20 protein-coding genes are annotated in these 22109 nt (G+C 63.9%); 2 read left to right on the top strand and 18 right to left on the bottom strand.

The window, feature by feature from the left end:
* Positions 1 to 14: 14 nt before the first annotated feature.
* The 6 genes from MUU55_RS23330 to MUU55_RS23355 all read right to left on the bottom strand — a co-directional run bounded on the left by MUU55_RS23330 (position 15) and on the right by MUU55_RS23355 (position 7239).
* Entirely contained in the window at positions 15 to 896 is an 882-nt protein-coding gene (locus MUU55_RS23330; protein ID WP_244763188.1) for a F0F1 ATP synthase subunit gamma, read from the bottom strand.
* Positions 897 to 997: 101 nt separating this feature from the next.
* Complete coding sequence (atpA, locus tag MUU55_RS23335; RefSeq protein WP_244763189.1) at positions 998 to 2527, bottom strand: F0F1 ATP synthase subunit alpha; 1530 nt, start codon at positions 2525 to 2527, stop codon at positions 998 to 1000.
* Positions 2527 to 3093, bottom strand: coding sequence for a F0F1 ATP synthase subunit delta (locus MUU55_RS23340; RefSeq protein ID WP_244763491.1), 567 nt, complete (start codon positions 3091 to 3093; stop codon positions 2527 to 2529). The genes atpA and MUU55_RS23340 overlap by 1 nt, the downstream gene beginning before the upstream one ends.
* Before the next feature lie 260 nt (positions 3094 to 3353).
* On the bottom strand, positions 3354 to 3737 hold the full coding sequence (locus MUU55_RS23345) for an AGROH133_08824 family phage infection protein (protein WP_244763190.1): 384 nt from the start codon (positions 3735 to 3737) through the stop codon (positions 3354 to 3356).
* A gap of 103 nt (positions 3738 to 3840) precedes the next feature.
* Positions 3841 to 6045 (bottom strand): primosomal protein N', encoded by a 2205-nt coding sequence (locus MUU55_RS23350; protein ID WP_244763191.1) that lies wholly within the window; start codon positions 6043 to 6045, stop codon positions 3841 to 3843.
* 57 nt (positions 6046 to 6102) lie between these two features.
* On the bottom strand, positions 6103 to 7239 hold the full coding sequence (locus MUU55_RS23355) for an AAA family ATPase (RefSeq protein WP_244763192.1): 1137 nt from the start codon (positions 7237 to 7239) through the stop codon (positions 6103 to 6105).
* A 249-nt stretch (positions 7240 to 7488) separates the two neighbouring features.
* On the opposite strand from MUU55_RS23355, the gene MUU55_RS23360 reads away from it, so the two are divergent.
* Both MUU55_RS23360 and MUU55_RS23365 read left to right on the top strand, forming a co-directional pair.
* Complete coding sequence (locus MUU55_RS23360) at positions 7489 to 8424, top strand: tyrosine recombinase XerC (protein WP_244763193.1); 936 nt, start codon at positions 7489 to 7491, stop codon at positions 8422 to 8424.
* Between the two features lie 73 nt (positions 8425 to 8497).
* Positions 8498 to 9577, top strand: coding sequence for a TraB/GumN family protein (locus MUU55_RS23365; protein ID WP_244763194.1), 1080 nt, complete (start codon positions 8498 to 8500; stop codon positions 9575 to 9577).
* Here the strand turns inward: MUU55_RS23365 and MUU55_RS23370 are convergent.
* From MUU55_RS23370 to mdh, 12 genes are all read right to left on the bottom strand, one after another.
* Positions 9561 to 10061 (bottom strand): DUF2867 domain-containing protein, encoded by a 501-nt coding sequence (locus MUU55_RS23370; protein ID WP_244763195.1) that lies wholly within the window; start codon positions 10059 to 10061, stop codon positions 9561 to 9563. The genes MUU55_RS23365 and MUU55_RS23370 overlap by 17 nt on opposite strands.
* A gap of 115 nt (positions 10062 to 10176) precedes the next feature.
* Complete coding sequence (lpdA, locus tag MUU55_RS23375; protein ID WP_244763196.1) at positions 10177 to 11583, bottom strand: dihydrolipoyl dehydrogenase; 1407 nt, start codon at positions 11581 to 11583, stop codon at positions 10177 to 10179.
* A gap of 23 nt (positions 11584 to 11606) precedes the next feature.
* Positions 11607 to 12359: an SDR family oxidoreductase gene (locus tag MUU55_RS23380; protein ID WP_244763197.1), complete on the bottom strand. Its 753-nt coding sequence runs from the start codon at positions 12357 to 12359 to the stop codon at positions 11607 to 11609.
* Positions 12356 to 12844, bottom strand: coding sequence for a hypothetical protein (locus MUU55_RS23385; RefSeq protein ID WP_244763198.1), 489 nt, complete (start codon positions 12842 to 12844; stop codon positions 12356 to 12358). Before MUU55_RS23385 ends, MUU55_RS23380 begins: the two co-directional genes overlap by 4 nt.
* A gap of 3 nt (positions 12845 to 12847) precedes the next feature.
* Positions 12848 to 13492 (bottom strand): LysE family translocator, encoded by a 645-nt coding sequence (locus tag MUU55_RS23390; protein ID WP_244763199.1) that lies wholly within the window; start codon positions 13490 to 13492, stop codon positions 12848 to 12850.
* Entirely contained in the window at positions 13489 to 13911 is a 423-nt protein-coding gene (locus tag MUU55_RS23395) for a VOC family protein (protein WP_244763200.1), read from the bottom strand. The genes MUU55_RS23390 and MUU55_RS23395 overlap by 4 nt, the downstream gene beginning before the upstream one ends.
* Positions 13912 to 14013: 102 nt before the next feature.
* A complete protein-coding gene (locus MUU55_RS23400; RefSeq protein WP_244763201.1) occupies positions 14014 to 14418 on the bottom strand; it encodes an MAPEG family protein in 405 nt (134 codons plus the stop codon).
* Between the two features lie 11 nt (positions 14419 to 14429).
* Positions 14430 to 15659, bottom strand: a complete 1230-nt coding sequence (odhB, locus tag MUU55_RS23405; RefSeq protein WP_244763202.1) for a 2-oxoglutarate dehydrogenase complex dihydrolipoyllysine-residue succinyltransferase — start codon at positions 15657 to 15659, stop codon at positions 14430 to 14432.
* 53 nt (positions 15660 to 15712) lie between these two features.
* Positions 15713 to 18709 (bottom strand): 2-oxoglutarate dehydrogenase E1 component, encoded by a 2997-nt coding sequence (locus MUU55_RS23410; protein WP_244763203.1) that lies wholly within the window; start codon positions 18707 to 18709, stop codon positions 15713 to 15715.
* A 144-nt stretch (positions 18710 to 18853) separates the two neighbouring features.
* Complete coding sequence (sucD, locus tag MUU55_RS23415) at positions 18854 to 19756, bottom strand: succinate--CoA ligase subunit alpha (protein WP_244763204.1); 903 nt, start codon at positions 19754 to 19756, stop codon at positions 18854 to 18856.
* 17 nt (positions 19757 to 19773) lie between these two features.
* Positions 19774 to 20967: an ADP-forming succinate--CoA ligase subunit beta gene (gene sucC / locus MUU55_RS23420; protein ID WP_023514888.1), complete on the bottom strand. Its 1194-nt coding sequence runs from the start codon at positions 20965 to 20967 to the stop codon at positions 19774 to 19776.
* 16 nt (positions 20968 to 20983) lie between these two features.
* The gene (gene mdh, locus MUU55_RS23425; protein ID WP_117371244.1) at positions 20984 to 21946 is read right to left on the bottom strand and encodes a malate dehydrogenase; all 963 of its coding nucleotides are present in this window, start codon (positions 21944 to 21946) and stop codon (positions 20984 to 20986) included.
* Positions 21947 to 22109 lie beyond the last annotated feature (163 nt).

The raw sequence follows: 22109 nt of genomic DNA on the forward strand, positions 1-22109 counted from the left end.
CTTTGTCCTGGTCCTTAGAGCGCTTCAGCGCCCGAGATGATTTCGATGAGTTCCTTGGTGATCTGAGCCTGGCGCTGACGGTTGTAGTTCAGCGTCAGCTTGTTGATCATTTCACCAGCATTGCGGGTCGCGTTGTCCATTGCGCTCATCTTGGCGCCCATTTCACCGGCGACATTCTCGAGCAGGGCCCGGAAGATCTGCACCGAAATGTTGCGCGGAATGAGGTCGCCGAGGATAGCGCCGGCATCCGGCTCGTAGTCGTAGATCGCGGTCGCACCCGTCGTCTCGGCAACGGCCGCCGGAGCGGAAGCCGGGATAAGCTGGAGCGCGGTCGGGATCTGCGAGATGACCGACTTGAACTCAGAATAAAACAGCGTGCAGACGTCGAATTCGCCCTGCTCGAAGAGACCGATGACCTTGCGGCCGATCTGGTCTGCATTCGCAAAGCCGACGCGCTTGACTTCGCGCAGATCGACGCGGTCGACGATCAGCGAAGCGAATTCGCGGCGCAAGATATCGAAGCCCTTCTTGCCCACGCAGACGATCTTGACCGTCTTGCCGCTGGCCAGAAGCTTGCGGGTGTGGTCACGCGCCAGACGCGCGATCTGCGAGTTGAAGCCGCCGCACAGACCGCGTTCGGCCGTGCAGACGACGAGCAGATGAACCTGGTCCTTGCCCGTACCGGTCATCAGACGCGGTGCCGAGTCGTCCTGGCCAACGGCCTGGGCGATGTTGGCGAGAACGGCGCTCATGCGCTGCGAATAGGGCCGGGCGGCCTCGGCCGCTTCCTGGGCGCGCCGAAGCTTCGCCGCGGCGACCATTTTCATCGCCTTGGTGATCTTCTGCGTCGCCTTGACGGAGGCGATCCGGTTTTTCAGATCCTTAAGTGAAGGCATCCGTTTTCCGTCCTGTAACACGACCCCGAGAGGTCATGCGTCAATCAAAGTTCCGGGGCTGCCTGCGCGCCGGAGGCGCGCAGGGCACGAACCGTTCGATCTCAGCCGAAGCTCTTGGCGAAGGCGTCGATGGCAGCCTTGAGCTTGCCCTTCGTGTCGTCGCTGATCGACTTGTCGGTGCGGATCGCATCGAGGATAGCCTTACCCTCGGAGCGCAGATACGCCAGCAGGCCCTGCTCGAACTTGCCGACCTGGTTGACCGGCAGCTTGTCGAGGTAACCGTTGACGCCCGCGAAGATGACCGCGACCTGCTCTTCCGTCTTCAGCGGCGAGAACTGCGGCTGCTTCAGGAGTTCGGTCAGGCGTGCACCGCGGTTCAGCAGGCGCTGCGTTGCGGCGTCGAGGTCCGAGCCGAACTGGGCGAAAGCTGCCATTTCGCGATACTGGGCGAGTTCACCCTTGATCGAGCCGGCGACCTGCTTCATCGCCTTGATCTGAGCGGCCGAGCCCACGCGGGAAACCGACAGACCGACGTTAACGGCCGGGCGGATACCCTGGTAGAACAGGTCCGTTTCAAGGAAGATCTGGCCGTCGGTGATCGAGATCACGTTGGTCGGGATGAACGCCGAAACGTCGTTACCCTGGGTTTCGATGACCGGCAGAGCCGTCAGCGAGCCAGCGCCCATGTCGTCGTTGAGCTTTGCAGCGCGCTCGAGGAGACGCGAATGCAGGTAGAAAACGTCGCCCGGGTAAGCTTCGCGGCCCGGCGGGCGGCGCAGCAGGAGCGACATCTGACGGTAGGAAACGGCCTGCTTGGAAAGGTCGTCGTAACCGATGAGGGCGTGCTTGCCGTTGTCACGGAAGTATTCGCCCATCGCGCAGCCGGCGAACGGTGCGAGGTACTGCATCGGCGCCGGGTCGGAAGCCGTTGCGGCAACGATGATCGAGTACTGGAGAGCGCCGCGCTCTTCGAGAACCTTCACGAACTGGGCAACCGTCGAACGCTTCTGGCCGATAGCGACATAGACGCAGTACAGCTTGTCGCCGTCAGGGCCGTTGTCGTGGATGGCCTTCTGGTTCAGGATCGTGTCCAGAATGATGGCGGTCTTGCCGGTCTGGCGGTCGCCGATAACGAGCTCGCGCTGGCCGCGGCCGACCGGGATGAGGGCGTCGATGGCCTTGAGGCCGGTCGACATCGGCTCATGAACCGACTTGCGCGGGATGATGCCCGGAGCCTTGACGTCAACGCGGGCGCGCTGCTTGGCATTGATCGGGCCCTTGCCGTCGATCGGGTTGCCGAGCGCGTCGACAACGCGGCCGAGCAGTTCCGGACCGACCGGAACGTCCACGATGGCGCCGGTACGCTTGACGGTGTCGCCTTCCTTGATGTCACGGTCGGAACCGAAAATAACGACACCGACGTTGTCGCTTTCCAGGTTCAGGGCCATGCCACGGATGCCACCCGGGAATTCGACCATTTCACCGGCCTGGACATTGTCGAGGCCGTAAACGCGGGCGATACCGTCACCGACGGACAGCACCTGACCGACTTCAGAGACTTCCGCCTCTTTGCCGAAGTTTTTGATCTGATCTTTGAGAATTGCGGAAATTTCCGCGGCGCGGATATCCATCAGCCGACCTCTTTCAGTGCAAGCTTAAGAGTAGAGAGTTTGGTGCGAAGGGACGTGTCGATCTGGCGCGATCCCACCTTGACGATCAGACCACCGAGAATGGACGGGTCGACGGTGACGGCGATCGCCACGTCTTTGCCGGTGACGCCTTTCAGCGCCGCCTTCAATTCAGTTTCCTGCGCTGCGGTCAGCGCATGGGCCGAGGTAACATCGGCGGTGATTTCGCCGCGGGCGCGGGCCGCGATGACGCGGTAAGCCTTGATCATGCCCGGAACGGCGAAGAGGCGGCGATTTGACGCAACCACCTTGAGGAAGTTTGCCACGAGGCCCGTGATGCCGGCCTTGTCGGCAACGGCGGCAATGGCCTTGGTCTGATCTTCGGCGGAGAAGACGGGGCTGGCGATCAGCCGCTTCAGGTCTTCGCTCTCATCGATCAGGGCCTGGAAACGGTCGAGATCGGCGCCGACAGCGGCAGCGGAGCCAGCTTCCTGCGCGAGGTCGAAAAGCGAAGACGCGTATCTTTCTGCAACACCGGAAACGAGCTGGGATGTGTCTGCCACGGGCACAAGCTTCTCTTTTTTCATTCAAGGCGCCGGGCAGTAGCGGGGCTACGGTCCTAAACCCTTGAAATCGTTGCTGTAATCTTCAGCTCCCACAGGCTTTTTCGCCCGCTTTTTCTGAATTTCGCGGTTCGTCTAGCATAGGAAACCGGGACTCGCAACACGCCGGACGCAGGAATGCGCCATAAGTCGGCCACAGTCGGAGCAAAAGTTGACTGGGCGAACTATGTTCTGGCGCAGGCGGAGCGGAAAATGGCGTTTTTCTCTCAGAGGAAGCCGAAAGCATAGCCGAGCGGCAGCGCCGCAAGCACCGCCTGGACGAAAAGCACCAGAAGATTCTTCACGCTGAACGAACCGTCCGACATCAGCGAGAGAAGGCGGCCGAAGGCGGCAAGGGCAAAACCGCCGCCGATCGCCATATAGATCCAGCTCTGCGCCATCAGCAGTGCCACGATGGCGAGCCCCGCATAGAAGCCGCCGGTCGACCGCACGAAGGCGAGCCCTTCCCGGCTCGTTTCCTTCGGCTGCAGCCCTGCAAGCTTCAGCGCCGTGCCGGGAGCGAAAAGGCCGAAGAGGCCAAAGAGCCCCGTGGCGATGGCCGCACAGAAGGCGAGAAACTCGCCGGTTTCGGTGGGGATATAGAATTCCATCTCGGCTTCTCTCCAGAACTGCCCGTCGCCCTCTATCGCACAACCGCAGGGCGGGCAGAAGCGGACGGCAAAAGTTCGCACAAGTCTTTGTTAACCAAGGCTCTCACAGGAAACTCTGCGGATCGATATCGAGCTGCACCTGCAAAGAGGCGCGCTCCTTCGGCCCATTGGCCAGCATCGCGCGCAGGAAGGTCTGCATGTCACTGTTGCGCCGGCCGTGCACCAGCAGGCGGAACCGGTGGCGGCCCCGCACCAGCGCCAGCGGGGCCTCCGCCGGTCCGAGAATGGAAATGCCGGTGACCTGGGGTGCGGCCTGCCGCAAGCCGCGCGCATGCGCTTCGGCCTCGTTGCGCGTGTCGGCCGAGACGATGACCGAGGCGAGCCGCCCGAACGGCGGCAGCAGCGCCTTTTCGCGCTCGCCGATTTCGCGATCATAAAAGGCCTGCGCATCGCCCGAGACGATGGCCTGCATGACCGGGTGCGCCGGCTGATAGGTCTGGATGAGGCCGTGGCTCTTCAGGCCCGAGCGCCCGGCGCGCCCCGTGACCTGCGAAAGTAGCTGGAAGGTGCGCTCGGCCGCGCGGGGATCGCCATTCGACAGACCGAGATCCGCATCGACGACGCCGACCAGCGACATCAGCGGGAAATTGTGCCCCTTTGCGACGAGCTGCGTGCCGATGACGATATCCGCCTCGCCGCGCGCGATCGCCTCCAGTTCCAGCCGGAGCCGTTTCACGCCCATCAGGTCCGAGGAGAGCACGATGGTGCGCGCCTCGGGAAAATGCTTCTCCACCTCCTCGGCGATACGCTCCACCCCCGGCCCGCAGGCGGCGAGATGGTCGAAGGTGCCGCATTCCGGGCAGGCCTCGGGCGTGCGCTCGGCATAGCCGCAATGGTGGCACTGGATCTGCCCGCGAAACCGGTGCTCGACCAGCCAGCTCGAACATTGCGGGCATTGAAAACGATGGCCGCAGACCCGGCAGAGCGTCAGCGGCGCATAGCCGCGCCTGTTGAGGAAGAGCAGCGCCTGCTCATCCTTCTCGATGGTGCGCTGGATGCCGCGCAGCAGGATCGGCGACAGGAAGCCGCCGCGCGCCGGCGGATGGCGGCGCATGTCGACGAGGTGCAGGTCCGGCAGCGCCGCATCGCCGTAACGCGTCGGCAGGTGCAGCTTGCGATAGCGCCCGACATCGCTGTTGACCCGGCTCTCCACCGACGGCGTCGCCGAGACCAGCACGGCCGGAAAATCGCCGATGCGGGCGCGCACCACCGCCATGTCGCGTGCGTTGTAGAAGACGCGGTCTTCCTGCTTGTAGGCGGGGTCGTGCTCCTCATCGACGATGACGAGACCGAGGTTTTCGAAGGGCAGGAACAGCGCCGAGCGCGCGCCCGCCACCACCCGCACATCCCCCGTCGTCACCTGACGCCACACGCGCTCGCGGGTGCGCGGCGCGAGATCGGAATGCCATTCGGCGGGCTTGGCGCCGAAGCGGTCCTGGAACCGTTCGAGGAAACTCGCCGTCAGCGCGATCTCAGGCAGCAGGATGAGCACCTGCCTGCCGCGCCTCAGCGTCTCGGCAATCGCCTCGAAATAGACCTCCGTCTTGCCCGAACCGGTGATGCCATCGATCAGCGAAACGGAGAAGACGCCCTTCTGCACGCTCTCGACCAGCTCCGCCGCACTGTCCGTCTGCGGTCCTTCGAGCCGGGGTGCGGCATAATCGGGATCCGGAGCCGCGACCACCGGCGGTGGCGGCAGGAAGACGGTTTCGAACGTGCCCTGCTTCATCAGCCCGTCGATAACGCTGCTCGACGTGCCCGCGGCATGGGCAAGGCCCGACTTGGTCCAGGCAATGCCGTCCTCGACCATTTCCAGCACACGTTCGCGGGCACTGGTCAAACGCTCCGGCCGATGGCCGGTGAAACGCAGCCCCTCGATCATCGGTTCGGGATCGAACGCGGTCGGCGCGCGCAGCGCCATGCGCGCGACGAGGCCGGGCGGCGTCACCGTATAGGCGGAAACCCAGTCGAGGAAATCGCGCATCTCCTTGGAGAGCGGCGGGCAATCAAACACCTTCTCGATGGGCCTCAGCTTCTTCGGATCGACCTTGCCGTCATCGCCGCCATCCCAGACGACGCCCGGCACCAGACGCGGTCCGAGCGGCACCTGCACGATGGAGCCGGGCTGCACGGCCATGTCCTCGGGCACTGTATAGGAATAGGGCACAGGCGTCGGCACAGGCACCATGACGGGCACCGTGCGCGGAAAAAGCCTGTCGCCGAAAAGATTGGTCGAATCGCTGCTCATGGACCGCGACCATGCCCCCATGGCTGCGGGAAGAAAACCGCAAAGATGGCGGTCCCGTTATTCGTCATCGTCATCCATCGCGCCGGTCAGCCGCATGCCGTCGATCCAGGTCGCGCCGTCATTGCGCACGACGCGTTTCGCCCTGACGCCGCAGCGCGTCTCCACCTCCTGCGCCAAGCGCTCGGAATGCGTGACGATCCACAGCTGGCTCGACTGCGCGGCGCGCGCGATCATGTCGGCGAGCGGCGGCAGCATGTCGGGATGGAGGCTTGCCTCCGGTTCGTTGAGCGCGATCAGCGGCGGTGTTCGGTAGGAGAGCAGCGCTGCGGCGAGCGCCAGGAAGCGAATCTGACCGTCGGACAGCTCGCGCGACTGGAAGACACGCTGCGGAAACTGCGGAAAGATTAGTCCATAGGAGGCGAATTCCTCGGGCTCGGGCACGGAAAGCCGTGCCCCGCCGAAGGCATCCGCCACGGCCCGGTCGAGATCGACGGTGTCTCCCCGCGTCCATTTCAGCGTCGCGAAGACCGCCGCCATATTCGCCCCGTCCTGATCGAGCAGAGGCGCGGTGACGGCAAGGCATGGCTGACGCAACGCCGAATCGCGATCCGAACGGAAGCCATGGAAGAAACGCCATTGCGAAAGCGCGCGACGAAAGGTGCCGACTTCCGGATAGTGACCGGCATCGCCGAGCAGCGCGATCGCCGTCTCCGATGTCAGAGCCTGCTCGGGATATTCCGTCATCCGGCCTGCCTCGCTGCGCACCATGATGCCCGGCCCGCCGCGCTTCATCATCGTCACCGGCCGGCGTCCCGTCTCAATGGTCAGTTCCTCCGCCTTGACCTGCGGCTCGAAGGCAAAACCCGCCGCATCGATCGGCGGCCGCAACCCTGCCTCGACGCGGTAGCGGAACGTGATCGCCCGCTCCTCGTCAAGCAATTCGGTTTCGAGACGGATGCGCACCGGCTCGTTCGCTCGCCGCCTGCCCGTCCAGAGCGCTGAGGCCATGCCACCCTCCGCCGCGATCTCCTGCGCAAACGTTCCACGCACCGCCGCCTGCACCAGTTGCAGCGAGCGGTAAAGGTTCGATTTGCCCGCACCATTTTCGCCGACGAACAGGTTCACCCGCCCGAGATCCATGCGGATCGAGCGCAGCGAACGATAGTTTTCGGCGGACATGGAACGCAGCAGCATGATCTTACCCGGCTTCGTGACGAAGGCGCTCTCTATACAGCCCACCGTGTCTAGAGTTTGTCAGGGAAAAGTGGGAACCGGTTTTCCCGAAAGGACAAACGAAAATAATGAAATCTAGAGTCTGTCAGGTTCAGGATGAACCTGACAGACTCTAGAGGAAGGCGGGCCGCTTTGCCCAGCCTTTTGGCTGAACGTTAGCAAAACCCTAACGCAAATCGCCGATCCTGCGTCAAACCGCGAAGGCAGGACATGACCGAACTTCTCATCATCGCCGATCCCGCGCTGCTCGCCGAGCGGCAGGCCTGGCTTGCATCGCTTTCAGACGAGCGCCGTCTCGCCGGCCACACGCTTGATGCCTACGAGCGCGACACCCGCCAGTTCCTCGCCTTCCTCACGCAGCACCTCGCCGCACCCGCACGCCTGAAGGACATCGGCAATTTGCGCCCGGCAGACCTGCGCGGCTTTCTCGCCGCCCGCCGCCGCGACGGTGCAGGCGCCCGCACGCTCGGCCGCGGGCTTGCTGGCCTGCGCTCCTTCCTGCGCCACCTCGAACGCAAAGGGCTTGCCAATGCCGCCGGGGCCTCGGCCGTGCGTTCGCCCAAGCAACCAAAATCCCTGCCGAAACCGCTCTCCGACCGCCAGGCCATCGCCGTCGTCGATGCCCATGAGCAGCTGGCCGAAGAACCTTGGATCCGCGTGCGCAATGCGGCCGTGCTCACCCTTCTCTACGGCTGCGGCCTGCGCATCTCAGAAGCCCTGTCGCTGACGCCGGCCGATTTCACCGGCAGCCCCACATCCTTGCGCATCACCGGCAAGGGCGACAAGACGCGCATCGTGCCGCTGATCGCGCCGGCCCTGTCAGGCGTCGAGGACTACATCAAGCTCTGCCCTTTCCCGCTCGGCGCGGACAAACCGCTTTTCCGCGGCGCGCGCGGCGGGCCACTGCAACCGGCCATCATCCAGCGCGAGATGCAGAAGATGCGCGGCGCGCTGGGCCTGCCGGACAGCGCCACACCGCATGCTCTGCGCCATTCCTTCGCCACCCATCTTCTGGCCGGTGGCGGCGACCTGCGCACCATCCAGGAACTGCTCGGCCATGCCAGCCTCTCGACGACGCAGGTCTATACCGGTGTCGATTCGGCCCGGCTGCTGGAAATTTACGACCGGGCGCATCCCCGCGCCTGAGCGGTATCGGCCACGTTAAGAGATTGTGAGGATGGCCCGGCTAGGGTCCGCCGAAAATAGACGGAGTTCGACCATGACAGTCCTTCTTCACAAGAGCCGCCTTGTGTTTGCCGATCGCCTCGCCGATGCGGGCCTCTGGCTCCTGGCAGCGATCCATGTGCTGGTCGCCCTCTCCTTTCTTTTCGTGCTGGCCGGTGTTTCTCCGGTCCGGGCGGAAGAACCGGCGGCCTGCGGCGGCAACAACCTGCTGACCAAATACGAAAAGGACGATCCCGCAGGCTTCGCCAAGCTGCGCGCCGAGGCCGATGCCGTACCGAACGGCAAGGGCATCTTCTGGAAGATCGAAAAGGATGGGAAGCCGGCTTCCTGGCTGCTCGGCACCATGCATGTGACGGACCCGCGCGTGCTCGCCATGCCGGCACCCGCCCAATCCGCCTATGCGCAGGCCGCGACCGTCATCGTGGAATCGGACGAGATCACGGACGAGAAGAAGGCGGGTGCCGCGATGATGGCCCGCCCCGACCTCATCATGTTCACCGACGGAAAATCCATCACGGATTTCCTCGACGAGGAGGATGCGGCGACGCTCGCCGCGGGCCTCAAGAGCCGCGGCCTTGCGCTGGCCGCCGTCAGCCGCATGAAACCGTGGATGATCGCGAGCTTCGTGGCGCTGCCCGCCTGCGAGATCGCCCGCAAGACCGCTGGAGCCGCCTTCCTCGACCAGCAACTCGCCAAGAACGCGCTTGCCGAGGGCAAGTCGCTGAAGGGGCTGGAAACGCTGATCGAACAGATTTCCGCCCTGGATTCCCTGCCGCTCGAACCGCAGATCCAGGGTCTGGTGCAGACGCTGGAACTCGGCGATACGCTGAAGGACGTCATCGAGACGATGAGCCAGCTTTATCTCGCCGGTGATACCGGCATGATCATGCCGATGATGCGCGCCGCTGCCCCCGAAGACGACAATGCAAAGGGCTATGCCGATTTCGAGCAGCGGATCATCGTCGACCGCAACCACGTCATGGCCGAGCGTGCGAAACCGATCCTCGAAGCCGGCAACGTGTTCATGGCCGTCGGCGCCTTGCACCTTCCCGGCCCCGAAGGCGTGATCGAGCTGCTGCGCAAGAGCGGCTTCACCGTCACCGCGGTGAACTGAGCTTAATCGCCCGCCGGCCGATGCCCGACAGCATGGTGCGCACGATCAGCTTGTGAAACGGCATGACGGCGGCAAGATAGAGCCGGCCGAGCAGATTGTTGCGGTGGACGAGCGTCATGACGCTCAGGGTCTGGCCGGAGAGCCGGTCGGCCATCACGTCGATGACGATGCGGAAATCGAGATGCCGGTCGTCGAAGCCGAGCACGACGCGCTCATCGGTCGCACTCACCACCGGAAAACCGCCGATCTCCGTCTCCGAGGTCTTCACCTCCTCGGCCGCGCCCTTCAGCCCGAAGGGCGCCACGATGGCGTTGCGCAGCACCATCAGTCTGCGCACCCAGCCCGGCGGATTTTCCAGCGCCAACCGCGCCGCCTCGCGCGCCGTCAGGTGCTCCACCGGCAGGCCGAGCGTGAAACGGTCCGCCCAGTCGGCGGCGGGGAGCAACGGGTGCGGCAGGGAAACGGGTCGCGATACCGGAGACATGAAACCATCCTTTGTGGCCTTCATGCTGCGCCCGTTCGCGGAACGAAAACAGGCGGCTGGTTGTCGCAGCCGCCTGGAGAGTGTTTAGCCGAAGCAAAGTCGCGTCGGAGTCCGATCACATATGGATCGGCTTGAAGCAGGTAGCGAGCGCAGCTTCCTTGACGGCTTCCGACATGGTCGGATGGGCGTGGCAGGTGCGGCCAAGGTCTTCGGAGGAGCCGCCGAATTCCATCAGCACGGCTGCCTCGTGGATCATCTCGCCGGCGCCGAAGCCGACGATATGCACGCCGAGAACGCGGTCGGTGTCCTTGTCGGCAAGAACCTTCACGAAACCGTCGGTCGCCAGCATGGCGCGGGCGCGGCCGTTGGCGGTGAAGGGGAACTTGCCGGCCTTGTAGGCGACGCCCGCGGCCTTCAGCTCTTCCTCGGTCTTGCCGACGGAGGCAACTTCCGGCTGGGTGTAGACGACGCCGGGGATGACGTCGTAGTTCACATGACCGGCCTGGCCTGCGAGGATTTCGGCGACGGCAACACCCTCGTCTTCCGCCTTGTGGGCGAGCATCGGGCCGCGCACGACGTCACCGAGCGCATAGATGCCGGGGACATTGGTCTGGAAATGCTTGTCGATCTCGACCCGGCCACGGTTGTCGAGCGCCACGCCGGCTTCCTTGAGGCCGAGGCCTTCGGTGTAGGGCTTGCGGCCGGTGGCGATCAGCACGACGTCGGCGTCGATGGTGGTGGCGGCGCCGCCCTTGACCGGCTCGAAGGTCACCTTGGCGCCGGCGCCGGACTTTTCGACACCCGTCACCTTGGCGCCGAGCTTGAAGTCCATGCCCTGCTTGGCCAGCATGCGCTGGAACTGCTTGGAAACCTCGCCGTCCATGCCGCCGAGGATGGCGTCGAGATATTCGACGACCGTGACCTTGGCGCCGAGGCGCGCCCAGACCGAGCCAAGCTCGAGGCCGATGACGCCGCCGCCGACGACGACCAGATGGCCCGGCACCTTCTCAAGCGCGATGCCGCCCGTCGAGGAGACGATGACCGTCTCGTCGATCTCGACCGGAACGCCGGGAATACCCGCAACGTCGGAACCGGTGGCGATCACGATGTTCTTCGTTTCGAGAACCTGCTCTTCGCCCTTGTCACTGGTGACGGAGACCTTGCCTGCACCCAGCACCTTGCCGGTGCCCTGGATGCCGTCGATCTTGTTCTTCTTGAACAGGAAGGCGACGCCGTCGACATTCGACTTCACCGTTGCATCCTTGTGCGCCATCATCTTGGCGAGGTTCAGCGTGGGCTTCACGCCCTCGATGCCGAGCGCATCCATGCCATGGGCCGCGTGGCTGTAGGTTTCCGAGGCATGCAGCAGCGCCTTGGAGGGGATGCAGCCGACATTGAGGCAGGTGCCGCCATAGGTGGCGCGCTTTTCGACGACCGCGACCTTCAGGCCAAGCTGTGCCGCCTTGATGGCGCAAACGTAGCCGCCGGGACCGGAACCGATAACGATGAGATCATATGCCATGACAAGTCCTTCCTGCGCGGGGCCTAGCGGCCGCCGCTGACGTTGAGGGCGGCACCCGTCACATAGGATGCCGCATCGGAGAGAAGATAGAGAATGGACCCCGCGACTTCATCGGCCGTACCCGGCCGCTGCATCGGGATGAGCGACGCCATGTCGCGCGCACGGTCCGGCAGGCCGCCGGAAGCGTGGATGTCCGTGTCGATGATGCCGGGGCGCACGAGATTGACGCGCACGCCCTCCGCCGCAACTTCACGCGCGAGACCGACGGTAAAGCTTTCGATGGCGCCCTTGCTGGCGGCATAATCGACATATTGCCCGGCCGCACCCAATTGCGCGGCGACGGACGAAAGATTGACGATCGAACCGCCCGTGCCGCCATGGCGCGTCGACATGCGGCGCACGGCCTCCTGCGCACAGCGGATCGAGCCCATGACGTTCACGGCGAACATGCGCTCCAGCCGCTCGGACGACATTTCGTCGACGCGCTGCGGTGTGGCGACGATGCCGGCATTGTTCACGAGACCGTCGAGCCGGCCGAAGGTGCCGTCGATGGTCGAGAAGATGTTGGCAAGGCCAAGCTCGCTGCCGACATCGCCCTGAACCGGGATCGCCGAGCCGCCCGTCGCATGGATATCCGCCACAACGGCCTGGGCCGCTTCCAGATTGGCGACATAGTTCACCGCGACCTGCCAGCCGGCCGCACCGGCCATGCGGCAGACGCTTGCGCCGATGCCGCGGCTGCCGCCGGTGACGAGGAGAACGGGCGCTTCCTTCATGCCGCGCATCCCTTTTGCCGGAAGACATCCTGCGGCACGACCTTCGCCTTTCCCTGGTCCCACAGCGCCGAATAGCGCAGCGACGGGCCGAAGCCCGATAACAGCAGGCTTTGCGCCGCCCTGGCACCCTGATCAGGCACGAGGTTCGCGTCGCCCGCCACGTCAAGCGTGTAGATCACACCTTCCCAGATGGTGCAGGCGGTGATCTCCTCGCCCGTCACGTCACCCTCGGGGCAATTGTGCATGATCATGCCGTTCGAGCGGGCGGGATCGCCCGGCATGATGATGCCATCCAGCACCAGACCGCTTGCCAGGATCTTCAGCTTGAAATGATGGCTCGTCGCCGCCGCATCGGAACCAACCGGTTCGAAGGTCAGCTCATAGCCCCCGTCGCGATCCGCATAGATCGCATTGTCCTGCCGGCACTCCGCCGCGGAAGCGGCGGTCGCGGCAAGCAAACCGGCGAGGACGAGGGCGGCGCGCATGGCTCAGTGGGCCTTTTCCGTCGCGAGCTTGATGCCGAGCGCGATGAAGACGAGGCCGCTGGTGCGGTCGATCCACTGGCTGGCGCGCGAGAAGGCAGCCCGCATGCGCGGCGTCGTCATGAAGAGCGAAACGCCAACGAACCAGGCGATGAGGCAGGTCGCCATGACGAGGCCGTAGCCGAACTTGACGGCGATCGGCGTGTGCGCGCTGACGACCGTCGAGAAGATCGACAGGAAGAAGAACACCGCCTTGGGGTTCAGCGCATTGGCAAGGAAGCCGAGGCCGAAGGCGCGCAGGGCCGACTGTTCCACCTTCGCCTCGCCGCCGGCCTTCACGGTCTCGGCGGAGAGGTCCGCCTTGCCGGCGCGTAAGGCCTTGATGCCGATATAGACGAGATAGGCGACGCCGCACCACTTCACGATGTTGAAGAGGTAGATCGACTGGGAAATGATCAGCCCAAGGCCGAGGATCGTATAGGTGACATGCAGCATCAGCGCCGCGCCGATGCCGAAGGACGTGATCACGGCAGCGCGGCGGCCCTGCACGAGCGACTGGCGCATGACCATGGCGAGGTCGGCGCCGGGCGAGACGATCGCAAAGGCAAAGATCGCCATCAGCGAGGCGAGTTCGACGAGATATTGGCTCATGTGCGCTCCAGCGGGGCGTTGAAGGCCCAGATATGGCCGAAGGGATCGGTGATACGGGCGTAGCGGGCGCCCCAGAACACGTCGGCGGGCGGCATCAGGCCATGGGCGCCGGCATCGACGGCTTTGGCATAAGCGGCATCGACCGCGGCCGGATCGGGCAGGTTGATGCTGATGGCGAAGGATGTGCCGCCGACGGTGGTCGGCGCGCTGACAGCCATCTCGAATTCGGGAAACTCGTCATGCAGCATCACCTCACCGCCATAGATGGCGAGGTTGGCGTGCATCACACGTTTGCCGTCTTCGGCCAGCTGATGGAACGTGTTTTCGGCGCCGAGTGCCTTTTCATAGAAGGCGATCGCTTCGACGCCGCCCTTCACGCAGATATGCGGCTGGAGCGGGGGAACATTGGTGAATGCCATGCCGGACTCCTAGAGCATTTCCAGCCGAAGCAACTTCGCTTCGGCGTCGGACAATGCGGTTAAAACAAGCCACTAGAGCATCTCCGGTTCACCGGAAATGCTCTAGAAGATGACGGTGGCTGCCATGATGGCAAGGCCTGCCAGCGCGACGAGCCAGACGAGCGAGCGGATATAGGGGATGCCTGCCAGATAGAGCGGGATATAGACGAGGCGCGCGACGAACCACAGCCACGCGCCGACAAGCCCCCAGCCCGAGGGATCGCCCGCGACGGCAAGCGCCAGCGCGAGCGCCACGAAGCCGGGATAGGTCTCGCGGTAATTGGCTGACGCGCGTGCCGCGCGTCCGGCAAGTTTTCCCACCGGCTCGCGCGCATCATCGCGCGGACCGGCATTCCATTGGGAGCCGAGTTCCTTCGTGGCGAGCATGCCCTGAAGGGAAATATGGAAGACGAGCAGCGCCACGCTCAGTGCGAGCAGCACGAGAATAGGCGAAGACGCCACTTCCATAAAAGCCTCCCTTAGAGATCGAGAACCAGACGTTCCGGATCTTCCAGGCTGTCCTTGACGCGGACCAGGAAGGTCACGGCTTCCTTGCCGTCGACCATGCGGTGGTCATAGGAAAGCGCGAGATACATCATCGGGCGGATGACGATCTGGCCGCCGACGACAACCGGGCGCTCCTGGATCTTGTGCATGCCGAGAATGCCCGACTGCGGGGCATTCAGGATCGGCGAGGACATCAGCGAGCCGTAGACACCGCCGTTCGAGATGGTGAACGTGCCGCCCTGCATGTCGGCCATGGAGAGCGCACCATCACGGGCGAGCTTGCCGAGGCGGCCGATATCCTTTTCGATCTCGGCGATCGACATCTGGTCGGCATCGCGCACGACGGGAACCACGAGGCCCTTGTCCGTGCCGACGGCGACGCCGATGTGGCAGTAGTTCTTGTAGATGATATCGGTGCCGTCGATCTCGGCGTTGACAGCCGGAAGTTCCTTCAGCGCGTGCGTGACGGCCTTGGTGAAGAAACCCATGAAGCCGAGCTTCACGCCGTGCTTCTTCTCGAACAGCTCCTTGTAGCGGTTACGCAGGTCCATTACGGCCGACATGTCCACCTCGTTATAGGTGGTGAGCATGGCAGCGGTGTTCTGGGCGTCCTTGAGGCGCTTGGCGATGGTCTGGCGCAGGCGCGTCATCTTCACGCGCTCTTCGCGCGGCGCGTCGGCTTGCGACGACGGCGCGCGGGCGGCGACCTTGACCGGCTCGGCGGCTGCGGCCGGGGTCGAAGCCGTGATGCCCTTGGCGACGGCGGCGATGACATCGCCCTTCAGCACCTGGCCACGCTTGCCGGAGCCATCGACCTGATCGGCCGAGAGGTTGTTTTCGGCAAGTAGCTTGGCGGCAGCCGGCGCTGCCGGCATGGCAGCGGCAGCAGCAGGCTTGGCTTCGGCGGCGGGAGCCGCGGCGGCAGCCTTCTCGGCGGCGGCCGGAGCGGCGGCACCGGCGGAGGCGCCTTCGGAGATCTGGCCGAGCAGGCCACCCGGTGCAACGGTATCGCCGGCATTCGCCGTGATTTCCGAGAGCACGCCGGAGGCGGGTGCCGGCACTTCGATCGTCACCTTGTCGGTTTCGAGCTCACAGAGCGGCTCGTCGGCCTTGATGACGTCGCCGACCTTCTTGAACCAGGTGCCGACGGTGGCTTCGCTGACGGATTCGCCCAAAGTCGGGACGCGGATTTCGGTAGCCATGAGTGTGTTCCGTTCGTTGTATCTTTGTCGCGGTTACGGAGCGCAAGGCGGCATCAGCCGCCCAGCGCGTCCTCCAGGAAGGCAGCCAGCTGCGCGAGGTGCTTGGACATCAGGCCCGTTGCGGGCGAGGCTGCAGCCGGACGGCCGGTATAGCGCACGCGCTGGTACTTGGCGTCGATATGGGCAAGCACCCACTCGAGATAGGGGTCGATGAAGGCCCAGCCGCCCATGTTCTTGGGCTCTTCCTGGCACCACACCATCTCGGCATTGCGGAAGCGCGAGAGCTCGTTGATCAGCGCCTTGGCCGGGAACGGATAGAGCTGTTCCAGACGCAGCAGGTAGACATCGTCGATGCCGCGCTTTTCGCGCTCTTCCAGGAGGTCGTAGTAGACCTTGCCGGAGCACATCACGACGCGGCGGATCTTGGCATCCTTCTGCAGCTTGATCGGGCCGTCCTTGATCACTTCGGCGTCATCCCACAGCAGACGGTGGAACGAGCTTTCACCCGCCATTTCCGACAGCGAGGAGACCGCACGCTTGTGGCGCAGCAGCGACTTCGGCGTCATCATGATCAGCGGCTTGCGGAAGTCGCGCTTCACCTGGCGGCGCAGGATGTGGAAGTAGTTCGCGGGCGTCGTGACGTTGGCGACCTGCATGTTGTCTTCGGCGCACATTTGCAGCCAGCGCTCGAGACGGGCAGAAGAATGCTCCGGACCCTGACCCTCATAGCCGTGCGGCAGAAGGCAGACGAGGCCCGACATGCGCAGCCACTTGCGTTCGCCCGAGGAGATGAACTGGTCGAAGACGACCTGCGCACCGTTGGCGAAGTCGCCGAACTGGGCTTCCCAGAGGGTGAGCGCGTTCGGACGGGCCAGCGAATAGCCGTATTCGAAGCCGAGGACCGCCTCTTCAGAGAGCATCGAGTTGATGACCTCGTAGCGGGCCTGGGTCGGCGAGAGGTTGGCGAGCGGGATGTAGCGGTCTTCGGTCTCCTGATCGTAGAGAACCGAATGGCGCTGCGAGAAGGTGCCGCGTTCGCAGTCCTGGCCGGACAGGCGGATCTTGGTGCCTTCGACGCAGAGCGTGCCGTAGGCCAGAGCTTCGCCCATCGCCCAGTCGATGCCCTCGCCCGTCTCGACCATCTGCATGCGGTTGTCCATGAACCGCTGGATGGTCTTGTGGGCGCGGAAGCCTTCCGGGATCGTCGCGATCTTGCGGCCGATTTCCTTGAGCTGCTTCATCGGCACCGAGGTCTTGCCGCGACGCTGTTCGTCCTGGTTGTCGGCAGAACGCAGCCCCGACCAGGCACCGTCGAGCCAGTCGGCCTTGTTCGGCTTGTAGGACTGGCCGATCTCGAATTCCGTTTCGAGATTGGCGCGCCAGTCGGCCTTCATCTTCTCGAATTCGCCTTCGGAGATGACGCCTTCGGCGACGAGGCGCGAACCGTAGAGGTTGACCACGGTCTTGTGGGCGCGGATCGCCTTGTACATCTTCGGCTGCGTGAACGCAGGCTCGTCGCCTTCGTTATGGCCGAAGCGACGGTAGCAGAACATGTCGATGACGACAGGCTTGTGGAACTTCATGCGGAATTCGGTGGCGATCTTTGCGGCATAGGTCACCGCTTCGGGATCGTCACCATTGATGTGGAAGATCGGTGCCTCGATCATCTTCGCCACGTCGGACGGATAGGGCGAAGAGCGCGAGAAGGCCGGATTCGTGGTGAAGCCGATCTGGTTGTTGATGATGACGTGCATCGTGCCGGCGACGCGATGGCCGCGCAGGCCGGACAGGCCGAGGATTTCCGCCGTCACGCCCTGGCCCGCGAAGGCCGCATCGCCATGCAGCAGGAGCGGCATGACCTGGGCACGTTCGGACAGGGGGATGATATCGCCTTCGAAGACCTTCGCCATCTGGTCCTGCTTGGCGCGGGCCTTGCCCATGACGACAGGGTTGACGATCTCAAGATGCGAGGGGTTCGCCGTCAGCGACAGATGCACCTTGTTGCCGTCGAACTCGCGGTCCGAGGAGGCGCCGAGGTGATACTTCACGTCGCCCGAACCTTCCACGTCGTCAGGCGCGTAAGAGCCGCCCTTGAATTCGTGGAAGACGGCGCGATGCGGCTTGGCCATCACGTTCGTCAGAACGTTGAGGCGGCCGCGGTGGGCCATGCCGAGCACGATTTCCTTGAGGCCGAGCTGGCCGCCGCGCTTGATGATCTGCTCGAGCGCCGGGATCAGCGATTCGCCGCCATCAAGGCCGAAGCGCTTGGTGCCCTTGTACTTGACGTCGATGAACTGCTCGAAGCCCTCGGCCTCGATCAGCTTCTGCAGGATCGCCTTCTTGCCCTCGGGCGTGAAGTCAACGCCCTTGTCCGGCCCTTCGATGCGTTCCTGGATCCAACCCTTCTCTTCCGGGTTGGAGATATGCATGAATTCGACGCCGATGGTCGAGCAATACGTGCGCTCGAGGATTTCGACCATTTCGCGCACGGTTGCGTATTCGAGGCCGAGCACGTTGTCGATGAAGATCTTGCGGTCGAGATCCTTGTCCTCGAACCCGTAGTTCGAGGGTGAAAGCTCGTGATAGTCCTCGACGGGCGCGGCAATGCCGAGCGGGTCGAGCTTGGCGTGCAGGTGACCACGGGCGCGATAGGCGCGGATCATCATGATGGCGCGCACCGAATCGCGGGTCGCCTGGTTGACGTCTGCCTGGTTGACCGGTGCGCCGGTCTTGGCGGCGACGGCCTCGGCCTTCGCCTGCACCTTCTTCTCAAGCACCTTCTCGACGACACCCCAGTTGCCGTCGAGCGCCGAGACGAGTTCGCCATTGGCGACGATCGGCCAGTTCGCGCGCTTCCAGGAGGCGCCCTTGGCAGCCTTCACAATGTCGGAGGGCTGATCTTCCAGGGCCTTGAAGAAGGCCTGCCATTCTTCGCCAACCGAGGCGGGATCAGCCTCGTACCTGGCGTAGAGCTGTTCGATATAGGCCGCGTTCGCTCCGTCGAGGAAGGAGGTGGCCAGGAATTGTTCGTTGGCGTCTTGCCGTGCCATGGTTTCTTGCGGGCGCCGCGCCCGCCTCCCGAACGATCGTGTTGACCGGGCTCTCCCCGGTTTGCCGCCCGCCGCAAGCCTGTCCGCTTGAGCGACGGGAGAGACGGATCGGCCGGCTTTCGCCGGCCCATCCAGTGTCGCATCTCAGCCCTTGAGGACTTCGACGAGGGTCTTGCCGAGACGGGCCGGCGAAGGCGAAACGCGGATGCCCGCTGCCTCCATGGCCGCGATCTTGGATTCCGCATCGCCCTTGCCGCCGGAAACGACAGCGCCGGCGTGGCCCATGGTGCGGCCCTTCGGAGCCGTACGGCCCGCGATGAAGCCGGCCATCGGCTTCTTGCGGCCCTTCTTGGCTTCGTCGATGAGGAACTGCGCCGCATCTTCTTCCGCCGAGCCACCGATTTCGCCGATCATGATGATCGAGGTCGTGGCGTCGTCCGCCAGGAACATCTCGAGCACGTCGATGAATTCGGTGCCCTTGACCGGATCGCCGCCGATGCCGACAGCCGTCGTCTGGCCGAGGCCTTCGTTGGAAGTCTGGAACACGGCTTCATAGGTCAGCGTGCCGGAGCGCGAAACAATACCGACCGAACCCTTGCGGAAGATCGAGCCCGGCATGATGCCGATCTTGCACTCTTCCGGCGTCAGGATGCCGGGGCAGTTCGGGCCGAGGAGACGCGAGGAGGAGCGGTCGAGGCGAGCCTTGACGCGCACCATGTCGGCAACCGGGATGCCTTCGGTGATGCAGGTGATGAACGGGACTTCCGCATCGATCGCCTCGATGATCGCGTCCGCAGCGCCTGCCGGCGGAACGTAGATCACGGATGCGTCGGCACCGGTCTTCTCGCGGCCTTCGGCAACGGAAGCGAAGATCGGCAGGCTTTCGCCCTTCGAGCCGGTCCAGGTTTCGCCACCCTTCTTCGGGTGGATGCCGCCGACCATCTGCGTGCCGTAATAGGCGAGCGCCTGTTCGGTGTGGAAGGAGCCGGTCTTGCCGGTCAGGCCCTGAACGAGGACCTTGGTGTTCTTGTTGACGAGAATCGACATGAGGTCTGGTCCTTCCGTTAGCCGTTGATCGCGGCGACGATCTTCTTGGCAGCATCGTCCAGATCGTCGGCGGCGGTGATTGCCAGGCCCGATTCGTTCAGGATCTTCTTGCCAAGTTCGACATTCGTGCCTTCGAGACGAACGACCAGCGGAACCTTGAGGCCCACTTCCTGCACGGCTGCGACGACGCCTTCAGCGATGACGTCGCACTTCATGATGCCGCCGAAGATATTGACGAGGATACCCTCGACCTTCGGGTCGGCCGTGATGATCTTGAAGGCCGCCGCGACCTTCTCCTTGCCGGCGCCGCCGCCGACGTCGCAGAAGTTCGCCGGCTCCTTGCCGTAGAGCTTGATGATGTCCATCGTCGCCATGGCGAGACCGGCACCGTTGACCATGCAGCCGATGTTACCGTCGAGCGCCACGTAAGCGAGGTCCCACTTGGAGGCTTCGATTTCCTTGGCGTCTTCTTCGGTCTCGTCGCGCAGCGCCTTGATGTCGTCGTGGCGGAACAGCGCGTTGCCGTCGAACGAGACCTTGGCGTCGAGAACGCGCACGCGGCCGTTCTTCATGACGATCAGCGGGTTGATCTCGAGCAGGCTCATGTCCTTCTCGACAAAGGCCTTGTAGAGGATCGGGAAGAGCTTTTCGGCGTCAGCCTTGGCTTCGCCTTCGAGCTTCAGGGCCGAGGTGAGCTTCGCCAGGTCGTCGGCAGTGACGCCGGCTTCCGGGTTGATCGCGACCGTGAGGATCTTTTCCGGCGTGTCATGCGCAACAGCTTCGATGTCCATGCCGCCTTCCGTCGAGACGACGAAGGCAACCTGGCCGACCGAGCGATCGACGAGCAGCGAGAGATAGAGTTCACGGTCGATGTCGGCGCCGTCCTCGATATAGAGGCGGTTCACCTGCTTGCCGGCTTCGCCGGTCTGGGCGGTGACGAGCGTGTTGCCGAGCATGTCCTTGGCGTGCGCCTTGGCTTCGTCGATCGAGAAGGCGAGGCGAACGCCGCCCTTGGCGTCGGGGCCGAGTTCCTTGAACTTGCCCTTGCCGCGACCACCAGCGTGGATCTGGCTCTTGACCACGTAGAGCGGGCCGGGCAGCGACTTCGCAGCCGCTTCAGCCTCGTCGGCGGAGAAGATCGCCACACCTTCGGCGACCGGAGCGCCGAAGCTCTTCAGCAGAGCCTTGGCCTGATATTCATGAATGTTCATAGGGATGATCCTGTTCTTACTTCAGCGAAGGCGCGATGTTGATGCAGGCTTCGCAAAGGCCGGCGACGGCCGCGACCGACTTCTCGAAGGCTTCCTGTTCGGCCTTGTTGAACTCGACCTCGATGATGCGCTCGACGCCGCCTTCACCGATGATGGTGGGCACGCCGACATACATGTCCTTCACGCCGTACTGGCCGGAGAGGTAGGCAGCGCAGGGCAGGACGCGCTTCTTGTCCTTGAGGTAGGACTCGGCCATTTCGATCGCGGAAGCGGCCGGCGCATAGTAGGCAGAGCCGGTCTTCAGCAGACCGACGATCTCGGCGCCGCCGTCACGGGTGCGCTGGATGATTTCTTCGAGGCGTTCCTTGGTGACCCAGCCCATCTTGACGAGGTCGGTCAGCGGAATGCCGCCGACGGTCGAATAGCGGGCGAGCGGCACCATCGTGTCGCCGTGGCCGCCGAGAACGAAGGCGGTGACGTCCTGGACGGAGACCTTGAATTCCTCGGAGAGGAAGAGGCGGAAGCGGGCCGAATCCAGCACGCCGGCCATGCCGACGACCATGTTCTTCGGCAGGCCGGAGAACTTCTGCAGCGCCCAGACCATCGCGTCGAGCGGGTTGGTGATGCAGATGACGAAGGCGTTCGGGGCGTACTTCTTGATGCCGGCGCCAACCTGTTCCATGACCTTGAGGTTGATGCCGAGCAGGTCGTCGCGGCTCATGCCGGGCTTGCGGGCAACGCCGGCGGTGACGATGCAGACATCGGCACCTTCGATCGCAGCATAGTCACTGGCACCCGTCAGCGAGGCGTTGAAGCCTTCGACCGGCGAGGACTGGGCGATATCGAGGCCCTTGCCCTGCGGGATACCGTCGGCGATGTCGAACAGGACGATGTCGCCCAGCTCCTTCAGGCCGGCGAGATGCGCCAGCGTGCCACCGATCATGCCAGAACCAATAAGTGCGATCTTCTTGCGGGCCATGAAAGCTTCCTTTGCTCCGATCAACAGGTCCGCAATGTCGCAATTGCAGGACCTTTCGGCGCAAGGGCTTACGCTTCTAAGGTTAAAATTTCAACACATACTTTTGGACTGAATTTTTTCAATCGGTTAGATATAAAAATTCTTACGTAAACGTAAGAATTAC

The sequence above is a fragment of the Shinella curvata genome, assembly GCF_022899935.1.
Lineage (GTDB): Bacteria > Pseudomonadota > Alphaproteobacteria > Rhizobiales > Rhizobiaceae > Shinella > Shinella curvata.

Coding starts and splice junctions, on each gene's coding strand:
- MUU55_RS23345 (WP_244763190.1), bottom strand. CDS start 3,737: ATGGAATTCTATATCCCCACCGAAACCGGCGAGTTTCTCGCCTTCTGT.
- sucD (WP_244763204.1), bottom strand. CDS start 19,756: ATGTCGATTCTCGTCAACAAGAACACCAAGGTCCTCGTTCAGGGCCTG.
- MUU55_RS23355 (WP_244763192.1), bottom strand. CDS start 7,239: ATGCTGCTGCGTTCCATGTCCGCCGAAAACTATCGTTCGCTGCGCTCG.
- MUU55_RS23400 (WP_244763201.1), bottom strand. CDS start 14,418: ATGGAAGTGGCGTCTTCGCCTATTCTCGTGCTGCTCGCACTGAGCGTG.
- MUU55_RS23390 (WP_244763199.1), bottom strand. CDS start 13,492: ATGAGCCAATATCTCGTCGAACTCGCCTCGCTGATGGCGATCTTTGCC.
- MUU55_RS23385 (WP_244763198.1), bottom strand. CDS start 12,844: ATGCGCGCCGCCCTCGTCCTCGCCGGTTTGCTTGCCGCGACCGCCGCT.
- MUU55_RS23380 (WP_244763197.1), bottom strand. CDS start 12,359: ATGAAGGAAGCGCCCGTTCTCCTCGTCACCGGCGGCAGCCGCGGCATC.
- MUU55_RS23370 (WP_244763195.1), bottom strand. CDS start 10,061: ATGTCTCCGGTATCGCGACCCGTTTCCCTGCCGCACCCGTTGCTCCCC.
- odhB (WP_244763202.1), bottom strand. CDS start 15,659: ATGGCTACCGAAATCCGCGTCCCGACTTTGGGCGAATCCGTCAGCGAA.
- mdh (WP_117371244.1), bottom strand. CDS start 21,946: ATGGCCCGCAAGAAGATCGCACTTATTGGTTCTGGCATGATCGGTGGC.
- MUU55_RS23365 (WP_244763194.1), top strand. CDS start 8,498: ATGACAGTCCTTCTTCACAAGAGCCGCCTTGTGTTTGCCGATCGCCTC.
- MUU55_RS23360 (WP_244763193.1), top strand. CDS start 7,489: ATGACCGAACTTCTCATCATCGCCGATCCCGCGCTGCTCGCCGAGCGG.
- MUU55_RS23410 (WP_244763203.1), bottom strand. CDS start 18,709: ATGGCACGGCAAGACGCCAACGAACAATTCCTGGCCACCTCCTTCCTC.
- sucC (WP_023514888.1), bottom strand. CDS start 20,967: ATGAACATTCATGAATATCAGGCCAAGGCTCTGCTGAAGAGCTTCGGC.
- atpA (WP_244763189.1), bottom strand. CDS start 2,527: ATGGATATCCGCGCCGCGGAAATTTCCGCAATTCTCAAAGATCAGATC.
- MUU55_RS23330 (WP_244763188.1), bottom strand. CDS start 896: ATGCCTTCACTTAAGGATCTGAAAAACCGGATCGCCTCCGTCAAGGCG.
- MUU55_RS23350 (WP_244763191.1), bottom strand. CDS start 6,045: ATGAGCAGCGATTCGACCAATCTTTTCGGCGACAGGCTTTTTCCGCGC.
- lpdA (WP_244763196.1), bottom strand. CDS start 11,583: ATGGCATATGATCTCATCGTTATCGGTTCCGGTCCCGGCGGCTACGTT.
- MUU55_RS23395 (WP_244763200.1), bottom strand. CDS start 13,911: ATGGCATTCACCAATGTTCCCCCGCTCCAGCCGCATATCTGCGTGAAG.